This is a genomic window from Pedobacter cryophilus (assembly GCF_005116455.1).
Classification (GTDB): Bacteria; Bacteroidota; Bacteroidia; order Sphingobacteriales; family Sphingobacteriaceae; genus Pseudopedobacter; species Pseudopedobacter cryophilum.
In genome coordinates this window covers 137,861-156,344 of sequence record NZ_SWBP01000004.1, presented here as the reverse complement: position 1 = coordinate 156,344, position 18,484 = coordinate 137,861, and the positions used below count along the sequence as shown (strand labels likewise).

17 protein-coding genes are annotated in these 18,484 nt (G+C 34.7%); 13 read left to right on the top strand and 4 right to left on the bottom strand.

The features are described from left to right. Positions 1-11 precede the first annotated feature (11 nt). The gene (locus tag FA046_RS12145; protein WP_205943646.1) at positions 12-1,271 is read right to left on the bottom strand and encodes a dihydroorotase; all 1,260 of its coding nucleotides are present in this window, start codon (positions 1,269-1,271) and stop codon (positions 12-14) included. Positions 1,272-1,283: 12 nt separating this feature from the next. Next, on the bottom strand, positions 1,284-3,380 hold the full coding sequence (locus FA046_RS12140; RefSeq protein WP_136826792.1) for a BatA domain-containing protein: 2,097 nt from the start codon (positions 3,378-3,380) through the stop codon (positions 1,284-1,286). Positions 3,381-3,606: 226 nt separating this feature from the next. Here FA046_RS12140 and FA046_RS12135 point away from each other — a divergent pair, with 226 nt between their 5' ends. The 5 genes from FA046_RS12135 to FA046_RS12115 all read left to right on the top strand — a co-directional run bounded on the left by FA046_RS12135 (position 3,607) and on the right by FA046_RS12115 (position 9,532). Then, a complete protein-coding gene (locus tag FA046_RS12135; RefSeq protein WP_136826791.1) occupies positions 3,607-5,763 on the top strand; it encodes a cation:proton antiporter in 2,157 nt (718 codons plus the stop codon). Positions 5,764-5,856: 93 nt separating this feature from the next. Further along, positions 5,857-7,638 (top strand): aromatic amino acid hydroxylase, encoded by a 1,782-nt coding sequence (locus FA046_RS12130; RefSeq protein ID WP_136826790.1) that lies wholly within the window; start codon positions 5,857-5,859, stop codon positions 7,636-7,638. Between the two features lie 3 nt (positions 7,639-7,641). After that, a complete protein-coding gene (locus FA046_RS12125) occupies positions 7,642-8,376 on the top strand; it encodes an SDR family NAD(P)-dependent oxidoreductase (RefSeq protein WP_136826789.1) in 735 nt (244 codons plus the stop codon). A 1-nt stretch (position 8,377) separates the two neighbouring features. Continuing rightward, on the top strand, positions 8,378-8,869 hold the full coding sequence (locus tag FA046_RS12120; protein WP_136826788.1) for a hypothetical protein: 492 nt from the start codon (positions 8,378-8,380) through the stop codon (positions 8,867-8,869). A 210-nt stretch (positions 8,870-9,079) separates the two neighbouring features. Beyond that, complete coding sequence (locus tag FA046_RS12115) at positions 9,080-9,532, top strand: Spy/CpxP family protein refolding chaperone (protein WP_136826787.1); 453 nt, start codon at positions 9,080-9,082, stop codon at positions 9,530-9,532. Between the two features lie 95 nt (positions 9,533-9,627). Here FA046_RS12115 and FA046_RS12110 read toward each other — a convergent pair whose 3' ends face one another. Further along, a complete protein-coding gene (locus FA046_RS12110; RefSeq protein ID WP_136826786.1) occupies positions 9,628-9,966 on the bottom strand; it encodes a single-stranded DNA-binding protein in 339 nt (112 codons plus the stop codon). A 196-nt stretch (positions 9,967-10,162) separates the two neighbouring features. Here FA046_RS12110 and FA046_RS12105 point away from each other — a divergent pair, with 196 nt between their 5' ends. The 4 genes from FA046_RS12105 to FA046_RS12090 all read left to right on the top strand — a co-directional run bounded on the left by FA046_RS12105 (position 10,163) and on the right by FA046_RS12090 (position 12,943). Continuing rightward, positions 10,163-10,525 (top strand): hypothetical protein, encoded by a 363-nt coding sequence (locus FA046_RS12105; protein WP_136826785.1) that lies wholly within the window; start codon positions 10,163-10,165, stop codon positions 10,523-10,525. Positions 10,526-11,269: 744 nt separating this feature from the next. After that, positions 11,270-11,773 carry a hypothetical protein gene (locus FA046_RS12100; RefSeq protein ID WP_136826784.1) on the top strand — a complete coding sequence of 168 codons (504 nt, stop codon included), beginning with the start codon at positions 11,270-11,272 and terminating at the stop codon, positions 11,771-11,773. A gap of 31 nt (positions 11,774-11,804) precedes the next feature. Beyond that, a complete protein-coding gene (locus FA046_RS12095; protein ID WP_136826783.1) occupies positions 11,805-12,191 on the top strand; it encodes a GerW family sporulation protein in 387 nt (128 codons plus the stop codon). A 317-nt stretch (positions 12,192-12,508) separates the two neighbouring features. After that, on the top strand, positions 12,509-12,943 hold the full coding sequence (locus tag FA046_RS12090) for a UPF0158 family protein (RefSeq protein WP_136826782.1): 435 nt from the start codon (positions 12,509-12,511) through the stop codon (positions 12,941-12,943). A 454-nt stretch (positions 12,944-13,397) separates the two neighbouring features. Here the strand turns inward: FA046_RS12090 and FA046_RS12085 are convergent, their stop codons facing one another. Next, positions 13,398-14,108: a 3-keto-disaccharide hydrolase gene (locus FA046_RS12085; RefSeq protein WP_136826781.1), complete on the bottom strand. Its 711-nt coding sequence runs from the start codon at positions 14,106-14,108 to the stop codon at positions 13,398-13,400. Between the two features lie 451 nt (positions 14,109-14,559). Between FA046_RS12085 and FA046_RS12080 the strand changes: the two genes are divergently transcribed. The 4 genes from FA046_RS12080 (at position 14,560) to FA046_RS12065 (ending at position 18,407) form a co-directional block, all read left to right on the top strand. Beyond that, entirely contained in the window at positions 14,560-15,192 is a 633-nt protein-coding gene (locus FA046_RS12080; RefSeq protein WP_136826780.1) for a hypothetical protein, read from the top strand. A gap of 262 nt (positions 15,193-15,454) precedes the next feature. Next, complete coding sequence (locus FA046_RS12075; protein WP_136826779.1) at positions 15,455-16,444, top strand: alpha/beta hydrolase; 990 nt, start codon at positions 15,455-15,457, stop codon at positions 16,442-16,444. A gap of 198 nt (positions 16,445-16,642) precedes the next feature. Beyond that, positions 16,643-16,984, top strand: a complete 342-nt coding sequence (locus FA046_RS12070) for a HopJ type III effector protein (RefSeq protein WP_136826778.1) — start codon at positions 16,643-16,645, stop codon at positions 16,982-16,984. 313 nt (positions 16,985-17,297) lie between these two features. Then, complete coding sequence (locus tag FA046_RS12065) at positions 17,298-18,407, top strand: baeRF3 domain-containing protein (protein ID WP_136826777.1); 1,110 nt, start codon at positions 17,298-17,300, stop codon at positions 18,405-18,407. The last annotated feature ends 77 nt before the right edge of the window (positions 18,408-18,484 follow it).

Sequence of the window (18,484 nt, the reverse complement as noted above, 5' to 3'; positions counted from 1 at the left end):
AGAGATCTCGTTTAGTTAGAGTGATAAATTTGATTATTATTACAAGTAAGCCAAACTTTTCCGTTTAACTTCTCATTTAAAAAAGGAGAATTAGCAGATTTAGAATAATTGCTATCTGTACTGTACAACCACTCGGCATCATTAAACAAAACTACATTCGCTTGGTTTCCTTCCTTAATTTGGGGTATAGTTAAGCCTAAAATCTGACGGGGAGCAATAGCTAATTTATTTACAATTTGATCAACATTTAAGCCTGCTTTAAAAAGTAAAGGCAATACGGTTTGCAAACCAATAATACCATAAGAAGCAATTTCAAATTCTACTTCTTTAAATTCTATTTCTTGTGGGGTGTGTTGTGAAACCACGGCATCTATAACGCCATCTTTTAAACCTTTAACCAATGCATTCACATCATTTTGAGTTCTTAACGGTGGTTTTACTTTGTAATGGCTATCAAAATCTGCTAAAACATCTTCGGTTAAAACCAAATGATGAGCGGCAACATCACAAGTTACCTGAGTGCCTTTAGCTTTAGCGGCAGCAATTAATTCTACTGCATGAGCGGTAGAGATGGTAGAAAAATGAACTTTAGACCCTGTATATTCTGCTAAATAAAGGTCTCTAATCACCATTAATTCTTCGGCTAAATTAGGGATACCTTTCATCCCTAAAAGCGTACTCATTACGCCTTCATTCATTTTTGCCTTTCCGGCGATAGACTGATCCTCGGGATAAGAAAGAATAAGCGCATCAAAACCTTTGGCATATAATAAGGCTCGTTCCATTAAACCTGCATCTTGTACGGGTTTATCTCCGTCAGAAAAAGCGATGGCGCCAGTTTGCTTCATATCAAACATTTCTGAAAGATCTTTTCCTTCTCTTTTTTGAGAAATGGTGCCGTAAGGAAATATATCTACTAAATTTCCTTTAGCTCTATTGATAATATAAGCCACCTGAGATTTAGAATCTGTGGTGGGTGCGTTATGGGGCATTACGGCTAAACCGGTAAAACCACCGGCAGCGGCAGCTTTACTTCCGGTTTCAAAATCTTCTTTAGTTTCTAAACCGGGCTCACCAATACTGGTGTTCATATCAAAAAATCCTGGCGCTAAAAACTTCCCTTTTCCATCTATTTGAAGGGCATCAGCTATTATATTTTGAGCAATTTCAGCTATTTTTCCATCGGTAATTAAAACATCTAACTCTTTCTGATTAAATGCGGAATTTGGATCTACAATCGTACAAGATTTGATGAGGATAGTTTGCAGCATGTTTTTGTTGTGCTATGAATTAATATTTAAGGGTTTAATGTTTTTACCTTTTAAAAACCTAATCAGCAATATTTCTACGATCAAAAATATAATCGATAAAATTAGGCAAAGTTTCCATAAGGATAAGCCTAAATTCACTTCTTTTATTTGCTGCTGGATAGGTGCTTCGGTACTTTTTAGAATATTTTGTGAAGAAATACCCAGCATGTTCTCCAATTCATTTGGCTTATAAAATTGCATGAGCGATTCTTTTCTGTTTTCATTAAATGCCAATACTGCCAATAAATTATTTTGATGAAAGAGTTCATAAAACCCAGGTTTTTTAATTTGATCCGCAAAATAAAGGCTGGTTCCAGTCACTTTTTTCCTTAATTCTGGAATAATTTCTACCTCCTTATTTTTGAGCTTTAAAGTTTCGGTTTCTGCCAATTCTAAAGTATTAACGGCCACCTCTGTATTTTGCCCAATTACCTGAAATAAGCTTGGCGAATGAGCACCCAAGAAAGCCATTTTAAATAAAATAGGTAAAAACAAGGCATGTCTGGAGAAGTTTGAAGCTTCTGTTTCTAAAGGCAAAAAGTTGAGAAATATTTTACCTTTTTGTAATTGATAAACACTCAATAAATTTTCATTCCCCTGCCCGGCAATTAAAACCTGCTTGGTAGTTCTCACCAAACTACTTGCTGTAAAAAAAGAGGATGCTGCTGGTAAATCCGGATTCTTTGGCAGCTGATCAAAAATATCCTTAAAAAAAGAATGATTATTGTTTAACTGATCTGCTTTGAGTTGCTGCTTTTTTAGCTCTACAGGATAATCAGTTCCTAAACCTTGTAAAAACTGCTGGTAACTTTGCAAATCAGCATCTAAAGGGATAAAGACGCTCAAATTTCCTCCATTCACCACATATTGTTTAAGCTGTTGGGCTAAACCCGAAGAAACCATTTTTAAGTTCCCTAAAACAATAAGCTGTTGCTTGGCTAAGGCCGAGTAATTGATTTGCGATTCGTTTACTTGCTGGAAATCAAAAAAAACATCTGTTTGGTATGCATAAGCTATATTTTTTACCGGGCTGTTTTGATAAACTGCTAAAACCGGAAGCTTTTGCTTTACCTCAAATGTAAATTTCAGTTGATCATCAAAAGTAATAGGAAAATCTTTAAGGCTAATTTCGGCACTTTGCCAACCTGCTTGTAAACCAGAAAATTCTAACGTATCTAAACTGCTGGCATTTGGTTTTATACTTAAACTACCCAATGATTTTTGAACACCATTAATAGTGAGCTTGTAAGGTATATTTTCTACTTTCTCATTAGAATGATTGCTAACCGTAAAAACCAATTTCTCTTTGCCTTCTGGCTGATGAATGGGCGATAAAAAATATACAGAATCTATAGAAATATTGGGTAATTCATTCGCTAAAAGCGGAATAGCATTCAACTTTATGGTAGAATCTATATTTATTTGTGCTTTCCAATCAACTTGCTTTTGAAAATCAGAAATCAAATAAGCTACTCTTTTCACTTGCTTTTCATTCATTAAAATTTCTTGCTGCCGGTTAACTACCATTTGGTAGTTTCTGGTAATTGGAGAAACTTTTATGTTGTTTAACTCCTCTAGCAATTCGTCTTTATTTAGCAAACGCTGTTGCTTGCCATCAAAATCATTGGTTAGCAATTGAAAGCGATCATTCAATTGGTAAGCTTCTACCAATTCCTTAATTTTTCTTTTTCCTTCATCTAACAAGCTACCGTTTTTATTCACCGCTTCCATAGAATAAGAATTATCTAAATAAATACTGATAATTGATTTTTGGAAGGAAGTTTCTTGCTCGTTAGATTTTATAAAAGGTTGTGCAAAGGCTAACACCAAAAAGAAAATAGCCAACATTCTGGCTGCTAAAATTAACCGTTCTTTTAATTTTTGTGTAGATAAAGTTTGTATCTCAATATCCTTTAAAAACTGAACATTGGTAAAATAAACCTTTTTAAACTTCCTAAAATTAAATAAATGAATGATGACCGGAACGGCCATCAGTAACCATGCAAACAGAAACTCAGGATAGAGAAAACCCATTAAAATCAAAGATAGATAATTTTGATAAAGGGACATCTTCTTAATTTTAAGTTTTAGCTAAAAACTAAAATCATAGCGATGTAAAAGATTGATGTTTTACGGTATAACCGACTAAAATATGCCTTATTTCACGATTTATTCACATAAACACACTGTTTTGGTTACAAATTATTATAAAATTGATGATATATTTGGGAGCAAAATCGTAATAATTTAGAAATAGTTGCAAAGATTTTTTTTAGCCTTTCATATTTGATTTAAAATGGACACCAGTTTTTTCGATCACCTTTTAAAAGAATTTGATTTACCATTAAAAAACCCTGTCCTTATATTTTCCACCATACTTTTTATCATTTTACTTTCTCCTATACTACTCCGTAAAATCAAAATTCCGGGTATTATTGGCTTAATAGTTTCAGGGACAATTATAGGTCCTCATGGCTTAAATATTTTAGCTAAAAGCTCAGCTGTAGAATTGTTTTCGACTATCGGTTTGTTGTATATCATGTTTATTGCAGGCTTAGAATTAGACATGAGCGACTTTAAAAAAACCAGGAATAAAAGTCTGATTTTTGGTTTCCTCACTTTCATTATCCCTATCTCTATTGGCTTTCCACTTTGTTATTATATTTTAGGTTATCAAATGAATACCAGTATTTTAACTGCTAGTATGTTTGCCACGCACACCTTAATTGCCTATCCCATCATCAGTAAATTTGGAATAGCCAAAAATGAGGCTGTAGCCGTTGTTGTTGGCGGAACTATTTTAACCGATACTGCCGTATTAATTATTTTGGCAGTAATTATGGGTTCAGAACAAGGTAATCTCAATACCGAATTTTGGGTCAGGTTAATCACTTCCTTAATTATCTTTTCGGCCATTATGTTTGTGATTATTCCACGAGTAGCCAAATGGTTTTTTAGCAAATTAGAAAGCGAGAAAACTTCTCATTACATTTTTGTGCTTTCGGTGGTGTTTTTTGCTGCATTCTTAGCCGAAGTTGCCGGTGTAGAACCTATTATAGGTGCTTTTATGGCTGGTTTAGCACTAAACAAACTCATTCCACATTCTTCTGCTTTAATGAACCGAATAGAGTTTGTAGGGAATGCCATTTTTATTCCTTTCTTTTTAATAAGCGTGGGGATGCTGGTTGATGTAAGTGTGATTTTCAAAGGCACTAACACCCTTATTGTTGCGGCAGCACTTACCGTTGTGGCTTTGCTAGGTAAATGGTTAGCATCGGCTGTTGCCCAGTTAATTTTCAAATATACAGCCCCCCAAAGGCAAGTTATTTTTGGTTTAAGTAGTGCGCATGCCGCTGCTACATTGGCTATTATATTGGTAGGTTTCCAAGAAAAAATTATTGATGAATATATTCTAAACGGAACCATTATTTTAATTTTAGTGACTTGCCTAATCGCTTCTTTTGCGACAGAAGGTGCCGCCAAAAAAATTGTATTGTCTGAGGATAAAGAAAACAACGGAAACCAAGAAAAAGAAGAAGAATTAAAGCAAGAAAACATTTTAATTCCCTTAGCTAATTATGATTATTTGGAAATGATGCTAGATTTGGCCTCCATTTTCAGAAACAAAAAATCAATAAATCCAATTACACTACTCTCTGTTGTGCCCGATAATGATACTGCAGAATTTAACCTTATTAACGCCAGAAAAAAACTAAGTGATTCTATAAAATACGCTTCTGCCAGTGAAACAAAAGTAGATATTGTGGCCACCATAGATTACAATATTATTGGTGGAATTATTAGAACATCTCGTGAAAAATCAGCTAATATCATCCTTTCGGGCTGGCCGCATAAAAGCACTTTTATTGATAAATTTTTAGGCGATAAACATACCGAAGGCATTGTAGAATCGTTAAATAAAGACTTTTTTGCTTGTCAATTAAATAAGGCCTTGGTATTACACAGCAGAATTGTGGTAACATGTCCTCCACTTTCAGAATATGAATATGGCTTTAAAGTATGGTTCTCAAAAATTAGTATCCTCTCTAAAGAATTGACTATTCCTGTGGTTTTTTATTGTAACGAGAAAACTCAAGTCACCATTCAAAATATCATTAAAAAAAGCAGATTAAGTATGTCTGCAACCTATATTAATGAGGTAGACTGGGATCATCTTTTCCCATTAAAAGAAACCATTAAAGAAACTGACCTTTTATACATTGTAAGCGCCAGAAAAGGCTCTGTATCTTATGCCAATAGTTTAGATGGAATAGAAAAAAAATTAGACAAGTTTTATCCTGATCAAAACAAAATATTAGTCTATCCTCAAACCAAAAAGAGTGGTCATCTTTATGAAGAATATGATGACATGCGAGCCGAATCTTTATCAATAGGTTTACAAACTATTCAGAAGGTGAAACATAGCATTTTTAATATCTTTAAAAGGGATTAAGCAAAATATCAGAATATACTTCTGATATTTTGCTTAATTTCGCAATTCATTCTTTATTTATTTTAGTTTGAATTGATTAACCCTTATAACCTTATGGATGCTTTTAATGATTTTAATAACGCTCAGGTAAAAAATTTACCTAAGCACCTTAAGCAATATATTGTAGCTCAACATTATGAACATTATACGCCTGTAGATCATGCGGTTTGGCGCTATGTAATGCGCCAAAATTATAGCTATTTAAAAGATGTAGCTTATTACCCATACATTAAAGGCTTAAACCGAGCAGGATTAAATATTGAATACATTCCTGATTTGCAAACCATGAATGATCATTTAGGTAAAATTGGTTGGGGCGCAGTAACAGTCGACGGTTTTATACCTCCGGTGGCTTTTATGGAATATCAATCATACCATGTTTTAGTGATTGCAGCAGATATTCGCCAAATTAAACACATAGAATACACACCGGCACCAGATATCATCCACGAATCGGCAGGCCATGCACCCATAATTGCAGATACAGATTATAACAATTATTTAAGTTATTTTGGCTCCATAGGTGCTAAAGCCATGTTTTCTTCAAAAGATCATGATCTTTATGAAGCCATTAGAACCTTATCTATTTTAAAAGAAGATGCCAACGCACACCCTGCTGATATTAAAAAAGTCGAACAAAAAGTAGCTTTCTGTCAGGATAATTTAGGCGACCCCTCTGAAATGGCTTTATTAAGCAGGCTACATTGGTGGACCGTAGAATATGGCTTAATTGGGTCTTTAGAAAACCCCAAAATTTATGGCGCAGGTTTGCTTTCTTCTATCGGCGAAAGCTCCACCTGTATGCAGCCCGATGTGAAAAAATTGTGGTACAATTTAGACACCGTAAATTATTCTTATGATATTACAAAACCTCAACCTCAACTTTTTGTAACGCCTACTTTTCAAAATTTAATAGATGTTTTAGAGGCTTTCGCCGATACCATGTCGTTTAGAAAAGGCGGTGCTGAAAGTGTGCTGAAAGCTATAGAATCTAAAAATGTTTGTACTGCGGTTTATTCATCGGGCTTACAGATTACCGGGGTTTTTACCGATGTTGGCTTAAGTAAAAAAGACGAATTACTTTTCATCAGAACCAGCGGACCATCAGCTTTAAGCAACCAAAACAAACAACTCAATGGGCATGATAAAAACTACCATAAAGACGGATTTAGTTCTCCGGTTGGAAAGTTAAAAACATCGGCGAAAGCCTTAGAAAATTTTGAAGAAGATGAGCTAAACCATCATCAAATTATTGTTGGCGAAAAAACCAATTTAATTTTTGAGAGCGGCATAAACGTTTCGGGTTTAGTGAAAAATATCTTAATCAAAGACCAAAAAATAATCCTCATTAGTTTTGAGGATTGTACGGTTAAAGATGAAAATGAAAATATTTTATTTAAACCCGAATGGGGAACTTACGACATGGCCGTGGGCGAAAAAGTAGTTTCGGTATTTTGTGGTGCCGCTGATAAAGATGCTTTTGAAGAAATTTCTCATGTATCTGCAATGCAAACCAAGAAAATAGAATATCCAAAGGAGGTAAAAACCTTGCATCAGCTTTACCAAAAAGTGAGAGATATTAGAATCAATGATAAAGGTTTTGAGGAGCTGTTGGGTATTTTTAAAGAATTAAAAAGTAATTTTAGAGAAGATTGGTTGTGTGCTTTAGAAATTTTAGAGATATTAGAACAACATCATTTACAAAAAGAATTAACGGTAGAAATTAACAATTACCTCAACTTAAAAGCATCTAATGAGCCTGAGTTAAAAAAACTCATTCATGATGGTATTGGGTTGATAAAAAATCCGGTTACGCAATTAATTATACAAGAATAAAACATGCAAACTACTTCTTTAGACGATCAAACTATTTCACAAAAAATTGTAATTACAGGCGCCAGCAGCGGAATAGGCTTTGAAGCCGTAATAGAATTAGCTTTAAAAGGACATGAAGTAATTGCATTAGCCAGAAATAAAGAAAAGCTTCAAAACTTACAAAAAATTGTATTGAGCTTAAATCCTGAAGCTAAGTTGTATCCAATAGTTTTTGATATTTTAAGTGACGAGCCTGCTGGTTTAATAACCTTTATACAACAACGTTGGGGCACTTTTAACATATTAATTAACAATGCGGGTGCTTTAATTAATAAACCATTTAAAGAATTAACAGAATTTGATATGGCCGAAATGTTTCAAAGTAATGTTTTGGGGCATTTTAGAATGATACAAGCTTTACTCCCACATTTGGACAAGAAATCGCACATTTTAAACATTGGTTCTATGGGTGGTTTTCAGGGGAGTTCTAAATTTCCGGGTTTAGTGGCTTATTCGGCAAGTAAAGCAGCACTACATAATTTAACCGAATGTTTGGCTCAGGAATTGATTGAAGATAAAATAAGTGTAAACTGTTTAGCGCTAGGATCTGCACAAACAGAAATGTTAGAAAAAGCTTTTCCTGGTTATGAATCTCCGGTACAAGCCTATGAAATGGGAAAATATGTAGCTGATTTTGCTTTAACAGGTCACCAATTTTTTAACGGGAAAATTTTACCTGTTGCGGTTACAACTCCTTAATATGATGAAGAAATTTAGCGGTTTAATTTTAGTGTTAACAGTATTAATGGCTTGTAATCAAGACCCAAAAACTTCTTCGTCAACAACCACCACTGACAACTTAATTAGCACAGAAAAACCTACTCAAATTGCCGATGTGCCATGGTCGGTGGTTACAGATTCTACTTCTCAAAAAATGAAATTGGTTCAAAATGAAGAGGTCACTACTCAAGAGTTAGATTCAAGCAACGTAACCGAGGCTTTAGTAAGAAAATATCCAGAAATAAAAATTGTTTGGATCAAACAACAAAACGATACTGCTTTTGTGAAAATTTTGGATGCAGAATTCCTAACCCAAAGCAGCGGAAGTATGGGTGGCCAAATATTTATGGCCGAAGTCACCTATTCTTACACCCAAATTCCCGGAATTAATTTTGTTAATTTCTCTTTTAAAGAAGGCGATCACGCTTCTCCTGGCACATACGATCGTTCGAACTTCTCCTTTTCTAAGTAATTATTTATCAATTAAGCATTTAACATTTTTTGTTAGGCAAAGCTGTGGTAAAAAAAATTATTTTTCATTTATCAAAAATGTATCGCATCTTAAAAATCATTAAAAATAATCTTAAATAAAAAATACTTACTCTTTAGCACAAGTTTTGTTGTCTAAAAGCATCTAACAAAAAGTAGTAAAAACAAAAAGAAATTAAAAAAAACAGAAAGCATGAAAAAAATAATTGGAATGATTTTATTTCTGGGGCTAGGCTTTGGGAGTTATGCACAGCAAGACAGCATGAAGCACAAAAAGATGATGATGCATCAAAAAGATAGCATGAAAATGGGAGGAATGATGAAAATGCATCAACCTAATTTTGATAAGCTTAAAACTGATTTAGGTTTAACCGATAAACAAGTTGCCGATTGGAAAAAAATGGAAGAAAGCATGAAACCAGAAATGGATAAAATGCATGAAAAACACATGGCCGAAATGGAAGCGATGCATGAAAAACATCAAGCTGAAATGGAGAAAATGAAAAATCAGAAAAACGAGCAACTCAAATCCATTTTAACTAAAGATCAATACGAGAAATTCTTAAAATCTCACCCTAAACTTGGCGATAAAAAAATGATGCCACGTGATGGTAAGAAAGGACCTCCTCCCCCACCAAAAAACTAAAGAGTAGATAAAAAAATGTCTGGAATTTTTAGAAGATCATGCCCTAGGCAAATCCAGAATTCCAGACATTTTTTATTCCTATCAGGGTTAAATTACTAAGCCTTTTTTCCTAACATTAAAAACTCACTTACCACAATTTCGGTAATGTAACGCTTCACTCCTTCTTTATCTGTGTAACTTCTGCTGGTTAGTTTACCCTCAACCGCCACTTCGCTTCCTTTAGTTAAATATTTAGCTGCAATATCTGCCTGTTTATCCCATAATACTAAAGAATGCCATTGCGTTTCTTCTACTTTTTCGCCTTTATCGTTTTTGTAGCTGTCATTAGTAGCAATATTCATTCTTGCTACTTTTTTAGTTTTTGATAATTCTTTTACTTCTGGTGCGCTGCCTAAAAAGCCTATCAATTTTACGCTGTTTCTTAAATTACTCATGATCTTAAAAATTAAAATGTAAACACTTGATTAACGACCAGTTGACTTCATTGCCAACCGACGATACAAAGGTGTGAAGAGTCGAAAAAATTAGTCGGATATTAATCGTGTATATCCGTATATAAACGGATATATACGGATATCAACAAATTATCATTAGATTTATCTATCATTAAACCCTTTAAAACAGCACCTTATGAATAAAACATGTTTAGATTGTAAATCAGCAATAAAAGGACGGGCTGATAAAAAGTTTTGCGATGATCAATGTCGAAGTAATTATAACAATAAGATTAAGACCGATCATCCTACCCAAATTAAAACCATCAACACCATTTTACTTAAAAATCGTAAAGTATTAGAAAAACTTAATCCCGATGGAAAGACAAAAGTTTCGGGTGTAAAATTTACGCAACTGAGTTTCAACTTTAAATATTTCACCCACACCTATACCAACCAAAAAGGCGACGTTTATAAGTTTTGTTACGAATTTGGTTATCTTAAATTAGAGCATGATTATTATTTGTTAGTGAAAGAGAAAAGTGCTTTAGAAAGTTAGCCACCATAATGAGGGATGTAAAGCCTTGAGCGTTTGTGCTTTAATAGTTTAATTGAAATTTACTATTATAATTTATATTCTTGCCGCTCATTAGCCGCGGAGGCCTAGTCCTTTTCCTTTAGCTGAAAAGGACCAAAAAGCCACCGCTACCTGCCGGCAGGCAGGCGCCGATTGCTACGAAAGGTTCTGCAAATATTTCTTCAATGCTACCCGCAATCGCCAATGCGGAATTTAGTCGGTTATGAATGGTTAGTGCTAGGTGTTCTGATGTTAATTTTGAAATTTACTATTCCTATTAAGATTGTGCCTTTGCAAAGTATTTATGCAGAGCAACGTCGCAAGGCCATTTTGCAGAGCGACGTCGCAAGGATGGCCTATGAAGATTTGGAAAGGAAGTCCAATAAATCTTTTGTAGAAACTTGATTTAAGCAGTACACTCAGCACTCCGACGAGTGGTGCATAAAACTTTGTTAATTCACTGCCATTCCCACGGCTTCGGTTTGCGCTTTAAGATTTATTGAGCCTTACTGATCAAATATTCATCAGCCTTGATTTTTTGGTTACTTTTTTATCAAGAAAAAAGAACTAGGCTTGTCCCGCCATTAGGGACGGAAAGCCTTGAGCGTTTGGGGATTACCATGTGCAAAAGCATCTAAACAAAACAAACTTCACTCCCTCACCTAACCACCGTCATCTTCTCCCCACAATTTCCAACCTAATTTTGCTGCACCAAAAAGAAACGAAATGATGTGGCTGCTTCTCCTACTTTCAATATTTACGATCATTTTCAGCTATTTACTTTTTGCGCCCTTTTATTTAGAAGCCAACAGCACTGTAAACAGGCTAAGACTAAGATTTCATAAAATAGCTACCGCAGAAATACAAATGGCCAACCGTACCTTATTCTTAAAAATTAAAGTTGCCGGATGGAAAAAGAAAATCGATTTATTAGCTCCAACAACTAAAAAAGAAAAAACGGAAGTCAAAAAACGAAAAACAAGCAAAAGCAAATATTTCTCTTTCAGCAAGCTAAAATCTATCATTAACAGCTTTAAAATTAATACCTGCTACATCAATCTCGATTTTGAAAACGTAAGGTGGAATGCCGCTCTTTTTCCGGTGTTTTATGGCTTAAGCCGAGTCTCTAAAAAGCAATTCCACATCAATTTTGTTGGGCAAAACCAAATCAATCTCCAAATAGAAAACACTATGGCTCGTATTATTTGGGCCTATCTTTTTAATAAATAACACAATCAATTAATCTTTAAAAACAAAAATCATGAACTACTTAAATGAAACAATGGAAAAAATTACTGAATTTTTAAAGTCAGAAACAAAAATAGAAACCATCATTGGCACCGAATTTAAATTGGGCGAATTCAGTTGCGTACCCGTGATGTCGGTAGGTTTAGGCTTTGGTGGTGGTGGCGGCGAAGGAAAAGGAAAAGCCATGGACAAATCAAATGCCGAGGGCGAAGGCGGTGGCGCAGGTGCCGGAGCTGGTATGGGCATCAGCCCAGTTGGGTTCTTAGTCACCCGTGGCGACGAAATCCAATTCATCACCTCCCATGCAAACAAAGGAATGAGCGCCGTTTTTGAAAAAATTCCCGATTTAATGACCACCTATTTAGATAGAAACAAGAAAAAAGAAGAAGTAGAAGTGTAAATCATCCCTTCACCTTCATCAAAAAAAGGAGAAATCTCAACAAGCATTCCCCTGTTTTCTCGGAAACCCTTTGTTGAGATTCCTCCCCATTTCATCATCCCAAGCAAGAGACCCGACAAAAAAACACAATAGAACTACTAAGCTTTTGGTAACCCATTTACAATTCAAATTTTAACCTCCTCAAATTCGAGGGTTTTAAAAAACAAGTTAACCTCAACAGCTTTTGTTTTAACATCAAAAAAATACCCCGAATCAAATTACAACACCGTTTTACAAAAAAATATTTTTTTTCTAATTTTGATAAACAAGAAAAAAATATGGTCTCTTTTACATCTAAAAACATAAAAGAAATTGCTGAAGAGCTTGACTGCGGTCTTTGCGCCTATTTTCACAAAAAAACTGGTCACCTTCTTTTTATCCCAGACGAGGAAGCTTTATCCGACATTGATAATGAAGGATGGGAAAGTGAAATGGAAATTTTAGAAAATAACGCTACTGACTATTGCCAAATAAAAAAATGGACTTCAAACGAAGCATTTGAATTTATGGAGGACTTTGCCGAACAGTTAACAGAAAACAAATTCCTTCAGAACAAACTCCTTGAAGCATTGGATAAGAAAAAGCCATTCAGAGAATTTAAGTTCGTCATTGATAATTCAAGTGACTTTAGAGATCAATGGTTTGATTACAAAAACAAACGACAACAAGAGTTTGTGGAGAATCAGTTAAACGAAAAACTACTTGAAGAATAAAAAACCATTCTGCCCGTAGTCTCCTCGGAAGAAGGATTTAAAAATCCGCTTTTTCCATTCCGTCCGTTTCTCAGCAATGGAGAATGGCTAATCGTCAAATAAAACGTAGGGTTCTCTGCGAGAGACGAGACAAAAAACATAGCCCCTATAAATGGTGCTAAAGCACATGAAATTCATAACCTAGTCAGTTGGCTAAAGCCAACTGAAATAAATATTTGATTGTACAATTAGCAATATTTTCAACCACCATACATTTATTACCGTTGCTTTTAAGCAACTGATAAAACAATTAATTTACGCAATTGGCTTTAGCCGCATCTGTTAACCTCACTTTAATGATTTTAGAAATATGACGCTAAAGCAAATAAAACCCGCTGTTCTTGACATTAGCTTTTTACGCATCTCTAACTTATAAATAACAAGGATTTAAAAACTCTTTATATATCACCTCTAATTACAACTTTTTGAGTATAAAATTTTTGTATTCAATAGTCATGGGTGGCCCAACATGAACCTGTACGCCAATCAAACCTTTGCCTCTGCTGTTTAACTCATCATCATCTGTCACCTCGCTCATCAACATTCCATTAATGTAGTGTTTTAAAACATTTCCTTTAGCAATAATACGTAAGGTGTTCCATCCATCGAAATGAATATGCTGAAGTAATTTGGTGCGAGTACCAGTGCTATCTATAAATAATGGTGCTTTACCGGTTTCAATTAAGGTTCTTTGCCCTCGGGTAGCTAAAAACTGGCGACCACGTTCTTCATAATTTTGCCCGGTATGCCTTGGGTAGCCCAAGTTATATTTGTCTTTTCCGTCAATATCTGCTTGATAACCTTTTAAAGCAAATGGCAGGCTATCTACTCTGGTACTGCGGTAGTTTACTCCACTATTTCCTCTAGCCGATATTTTATAATCAACCGAAAAATCAAAATCCTTTGGGGCCTTACCTTTCCATATCAAGAAAGTGTTTGTTTTGATGATGGTTTCGGGAGTAATTTCTCCTATAATTTTTCCATTCTCCACCCTCCAATAAGTTAAATCGCCTTCCCAACCTTTGAGCGTTTTTCCGTCAAACATCATTATAGATTTGGTTTGGCTAAAGCCTAAGCTTGCAATCATTGAAAAGCAAACAGTAAAAATTACATTTTTTAGGGTCATCAATTGGAAATAAATATTCGAGTCTAATTTAGGGATGAATATAATTAAAGTGGCTAAAATACTTTGTTTTTGTATAAATTGCGTTTTTAAATAAGCTAAAGCGCCCTTTTACAAATTAATATTCAAATAAGAGATCAACTAATCACCTTATTCCCATTCATGTTTCAGTGTTCCTTTTTCCGGATCACTCGAGCTGTTCGAGATGTTAGCTTTTGCGCATCTCGAACTCATAAATAATAAGGATTTACAAATCCGCTTTTCCCATTCTCTCCGCTTATCCGTAATGGAAAAAGTGCCTTGAGCGGCAAATAAAAACGCAGGGTCCTCTGTGAGAGACCCGGCTAAAAAAAATAATATAACAAAACAGAAATAGGACAAACTGTTTCCATAGATTACAAAGAAGGTCTTTTTAATATACCTTGGTATTTCGTAGAATAAAAAACAAACGACAATGAAAAAAACAGTATTATCAATTGCATTTTCGCTATTAGCGATTATAACAACCTTTGGACAAAATTTTGAAGGAAAAATCTTTTACTCAAACACCTACAAAAGTAAAAACCCACAAATGACCGACCAACAATGGACATCTATAATGGGCTCGAAACAAGAGTATTTAATTAAAGGTGGCAACTATAAATCAATTGCTAATGGGACTTTGGTTCAATGGCAATTATACATTAACGGTGACAATAAACTTTATAACAAAATATCAAATTCCGAAACAGCATTTTGGAATGACGGTAGCCTTCAAGGTGATGAAGTTTTAAAAGTTGAACTCAACAAAAACGTAACAGAAGTATTAGGTTATAAATGTGACGAAGTCATTCTAACATGCATAAGTGGAGTTCAGAAATACTACTTCAACTCCAAACTTGCTGTTGACGCCAAACTATTTGCGAACCATAAATTTGGTAACTGGTTCGATTATCTTTCAAAGTCAAATTCTTTGCCTTTAAAATCAATTATAGATAACGCACAATTTACCTTGGAGAGTGTTGCAACTGAAATAAAATCATTGAAACTTGACGACAAAGAATTTGAATTGCCAGCTGGTATAAAAACAGACAAAAGTCCTTACTAATGACTCATAAATAATAAGGATTTACAAATCCCCCATTCATGTTTCAGTGTTCCTTTTTAAGGATCACTGAAATCTTATTATGAATATAGAGGACTTTCTCCGGCAATTAAAAAAGAAAATATCTCTTTACCAGAAATACCAGGTATAAAGATTTTTCAAACACTGATGATATCATAAAACACCTTCACCAAGCCCGCCAATCATTATCATTTATTAAACCTTTTAACCCTCAAACAGTCACACCAAATATTTAAAAAAACCAATGAACCAATTTTTTAAAATATTGCTGTTACTCATCGTTTTTTCTTCTTGTAAAAAAGAGGAAAGTACAGACACTCTAGTTTCGAATACTGTGTCTGTTAAATCAGCATCAACCTATACTGTTGTCGTTGAACAAAATATCAAATATGGTCAGGGACTCAGCCATCAAACCTTAAACAGTACTTCTTCTTCCACTATAGATTTAAAATTAGACGTTTATAAACCTGCAAATAATACTAAAAAACAACCTGCCATATTATTAATTCATGGAGGAGGATTTTCTGGCGGTGATAAAAGTGATGTTAACATTGTAAATCTTGCAAATTACTTTGCTTCAAGAGGTTGGGTAGCTTTTTCTATAAACTACCGATTACTGGGAGATAAAGGTACGATACCTACGCAATGGATTCAATATGCACAAAATAGTGTTTCACCTGTTGAACAATCTCAATTTATGGCTATGTATCCGGCACATAGAGACGCCAAAGCGGCGATGAGATGGGTGATGGCAAATGCAGCTAATTATAATATAGACCCAAATTACATCACAGTTGGAGGAGGATCAGCTGGTGCTTTTATTGCTGTTAGCATGGGGATTAGCAACCCAACAGATTTTACTAACGAAATCTCTTTAAATACAGACCCTACGCTATCCACTACCAATTTGAATCAGACTTATACCATAAAAACGATTTTAGATTTCTGGGGTAGCGGTATCGCTGTTACTGCATTAAATAGCATTTATGGATATCAACGTTTTGATTCTTCAGATGCGCCAATGATGATTACTCATGGTACTGAAGATGCTACTGTAGCATATATCAATGCCATTAATTTGCGAGATATATACACCTCAACAGGCGTGAATTACAAATTATACCCGCTTATAAACCAAGGACACGGTGCTTGGGATGCCATTGTAAATGGAAAAACATTAGCAGAACTTTCATTCGACTTTATTGTGCAGCAGCAGAAACTTATGGTAGAATAACATACCTAAAAAACCTTTCTAGTTTAAATGTTCCTTCCTCATAATCAAACACGCTGTTCGTGATGTTAGCTTTTTGCGCATCTCGAACTAACAAATAAAAAGGATTTACAAATCCGCTTTTCACTTGTCCCTACAAAACCCTATTTTAACTACATTGCGTTTTTATTTAAACCAACAACAATTTCAAAATAAGAATTAATGAGAGATCAACTAATTACTTTGCTTAGCAATTTAAAAGCTCAAACCACCAAGTTTAATGATGTAATTACTTTTATAGAAAGTTATTACCAGCATACGCCAACCGCTTTTAAAAATGGAGATGCTTATAACGAAGCCTCACAAAACCAGGGAAGTGCAAAGGTTTTTACTTTTGCCCAACAGAATAATTTAAGTGCCGAAGATACCCTATACTTATTTGCAGAACATTACCAAGCAGTTTTGGCGACTCCTGATGCTACAGACCATCAAAATATCAGGCAGTTTATGGCCAATGGATGGCAAGGAATAGCTTTTGAAGGCGAGGCTTTAACTTTAAAATAATCTGATTTTTTATTCCGTTTTTAGGTCGCGTTAAGGATTGAAGCGGCATCTTTTTTATTTGTCATTCTGAGCGGAGTCGAAGAACGACAAATAAAAAAATACAGCGGAAAGCCTGCCCTTCCCTTTTTTGGGAAGGGAACGCCCAAAATATTTATTTATTAAACCTAATACCAACCAAAATCAGCTGCTATAAAAAAAAAAAATTTTATCTTGTATTCAGTAAAAGCAATCATCTGTAAAAATGCTTTTCATTAAAAAAAAGAATCTACCCATTCTTTAATTATTTATCCTACCAACTGTTAGATAAAACAAGATGCGAAACAAAAAATTAGAAGGCCTTGCGACTGAGAGAAGCAACCCTTGTGTGACTATTTCAATGATTACACATCAAACTCATCCAGAAAATGCACCAGATTTGTTGACTTTGGAAGCCCTTTTAAAAGAGGCTAAAACCCGAGTATTAAACGAATTTGCAGAAGAAGATGTAAGTGATTTGTTAAAAAATATAGCCGAAATTGAGGAGGAAATTGATGTGAATTATTTAAACTATAGCCTAAACAGTTTACATATTTTTCTGTCTAACCGCACAAAAGAGGTAAGTAAATCTATGTTTAAATTGCTGGAAAATACGGTACAAGTTGGTGATAGATTTGCGCTTAAGCCATTGATAAAAGATTTTAACCAAACCGAGGAATATTATATTTTATTGATTTCACAAGCGGGAGCCCAACTATACCACGCCCTTAACAATACAATTTTAGGCGAAATTAGTAACGATGATTTCCCTTTTGACCAGACTTTAAAAGATCAAAAAATAAACAAAGAACACCATTATAAAGACCCACAAGAGCTTACCGACCCAGGCCGAGTGGAGAACATTATTTTGGAATACCTGAATGTGATAGACAAGGCAATGATTAAAATGCATAGAGAAACAGGTTTGCCTTGTGTATTGGTTTGCACCGAACATAATTACAGTCGTTTAAAAAAAATAGCTGACGTACCCGCTATTTACCTAGGATATACGGCTGTAGATTATAATTACACTACACTGCAAGCATTAGCGGATGCGGCTTGGAAAGTGGTTGATGAGGTGCATGAACAACGTATAGCCGATGAAATTAAAGAGATGCGGGAAGCGGTTGGACATGGTTTAGTTTTTACAGATTTGTCTGATATTTTTAGGGCTGCAAAGGAAGGAAAAGGCGATTTGTTGATTGTGAACGAAGACTTTCATCAGGCTGTAAAAATGAACGGCGAATGGGCTTTTGATTTGGTGAACGATAGTAAACAAACAGGTGTAATAGATGATATTACCAATGAAATTGCCTGGGATGTTTTTTCTAAAAACGGTAGAGTGGTATTTACCCATCAGGAAGAAATAAAACCCTTGGGTGATATTGCTTTAAAGGTGAGGTATTGATAAATGCTTTTGAATGAGCACATTTTAGATGGGAAATCTTTGCTTGTGAGGCAAGCGTCAAAATGTTAGTTTTACAG

Excerpts from the sequence above, each read along its gene's own strand:
- FA046_RS12075 (WP_136826779.1), top strand. The coding sequence starts at position 15,455 with ATGAACCAATTTTTTAAAATATTGCTGTTACTCATCGTTTTTTCTTCT.
- FA046_RS12135 (WP_136826791.1), top strand. The coding sequence starts at position 3,607 with ATGGACACCAGTTTTTTCGATCACCTTTTAAAAGAATTTGATTTACCA.
- FA046_RS12085 (WP_136826781.1), bottom strand. The coding sequence starts at position 14,108 with ATGACCCTAAAAAATGTAATTTTTACTGTTTGCTTTTCAATGATTGCA.
- FA046_RS12130 (WP_136826790.1), top strand. The coding sequence starts at position 5,857 with ATGGATGCTTTTAATGATTTTAATAACGCTCAGGTAAAAAATTTACCT.
- FA046_RS12115 (WP_136826787.1), top strand. The coding sequence starts at position 9,080 with ATGAAAAAAATAATTGGAATGATTTTATTTCTGGGGCTAGGCTTTGGG.
- FA046_RS12070 (WP_136826778.1), top strand. The coding sequence starts at position 16,643 with ATGAGAGATCAACTAATTACTTTGCTTAGCAATTTAAAAGCTCAAACC.
- FA046_RS12105 (WP_136826785.1), top strand. The coding sequence starts at position 10,163 with ATGAATAAAACATGTTTAGATTGTAAATCAGCAATAAAAGGACGGGCT.
- FA046_RS12125 (WP_136826789.1), top strand. The coding sequence starts at position 7,642 with ATGCAAACTACTTCTTTAGACGATCAAACTATTTCACAAAAAATTGTA.
- FA046_RS12145 (WP_205943646.1), bottom strand. The coding sequence starts at position 1,271 with ATGCTGCAAACTATCCTCATCAAATCTTGTACGATTGTAGATCCAAAT.
- FA046_RS12110 (WP_136826786.1), bottom strand. The coding sequence starts at position 9,966 with ATGAGTAATTTAAGAAACAGCGTAAAATTGATAGGCTTTTTAGGCAGC.
- FA046_RS12090 (WP_136826782.1), top strand. The coding sequence starts at position 12,509 with ATGGTCTCTTTTACATCTAAAAACATAAAAGAAATTGCTGAAGAGCTT.
- FA046_RS12095 (WP_136826783.1), top strand. The coding sequence starts at position 11,805 with ATGAACTACTTAAATGAAACAATGGAAAAAATTACTGAATTTTTAAAG.
- FA046_RS12120 (WP_136826788.1), top strand. The coding sequence starts at position 8,378 with ATGATGAAGAAATTTAGCGGTTTAATTTTAGTGTTAACAGTATTAATG.
- FA046_RS12080 (WP_136826780.1), top strand. The coding sequence starts at position 14,560 with ATGAAAAAAACAGTATTATCAATTGCATTTTCGCTATTAGCGATTATA.
- FA046_RS12140 (WP_136826792.1), bottom strand. The coding sequence starts at position 3,380 with ATGTCCCTTTATCAAAATTATCTATCTTTGATTTTAATGGGTTTTCTC.
- FA046_RS12100 (WP_136826784.1), top strand. The coding sequence starts at position 11,270 with ATGATGTGGCTGCTTCTCCTACTTTCAATATTTACGATCATTTTCAGC.
- FA046_RS12065 (WP_136826777.1), top strand. The coding sequence starts at position 17,298 with ATGCGAAACAAAAAATTAGAAGGCCTTGCGACTGAGAGAAGCAACCCT.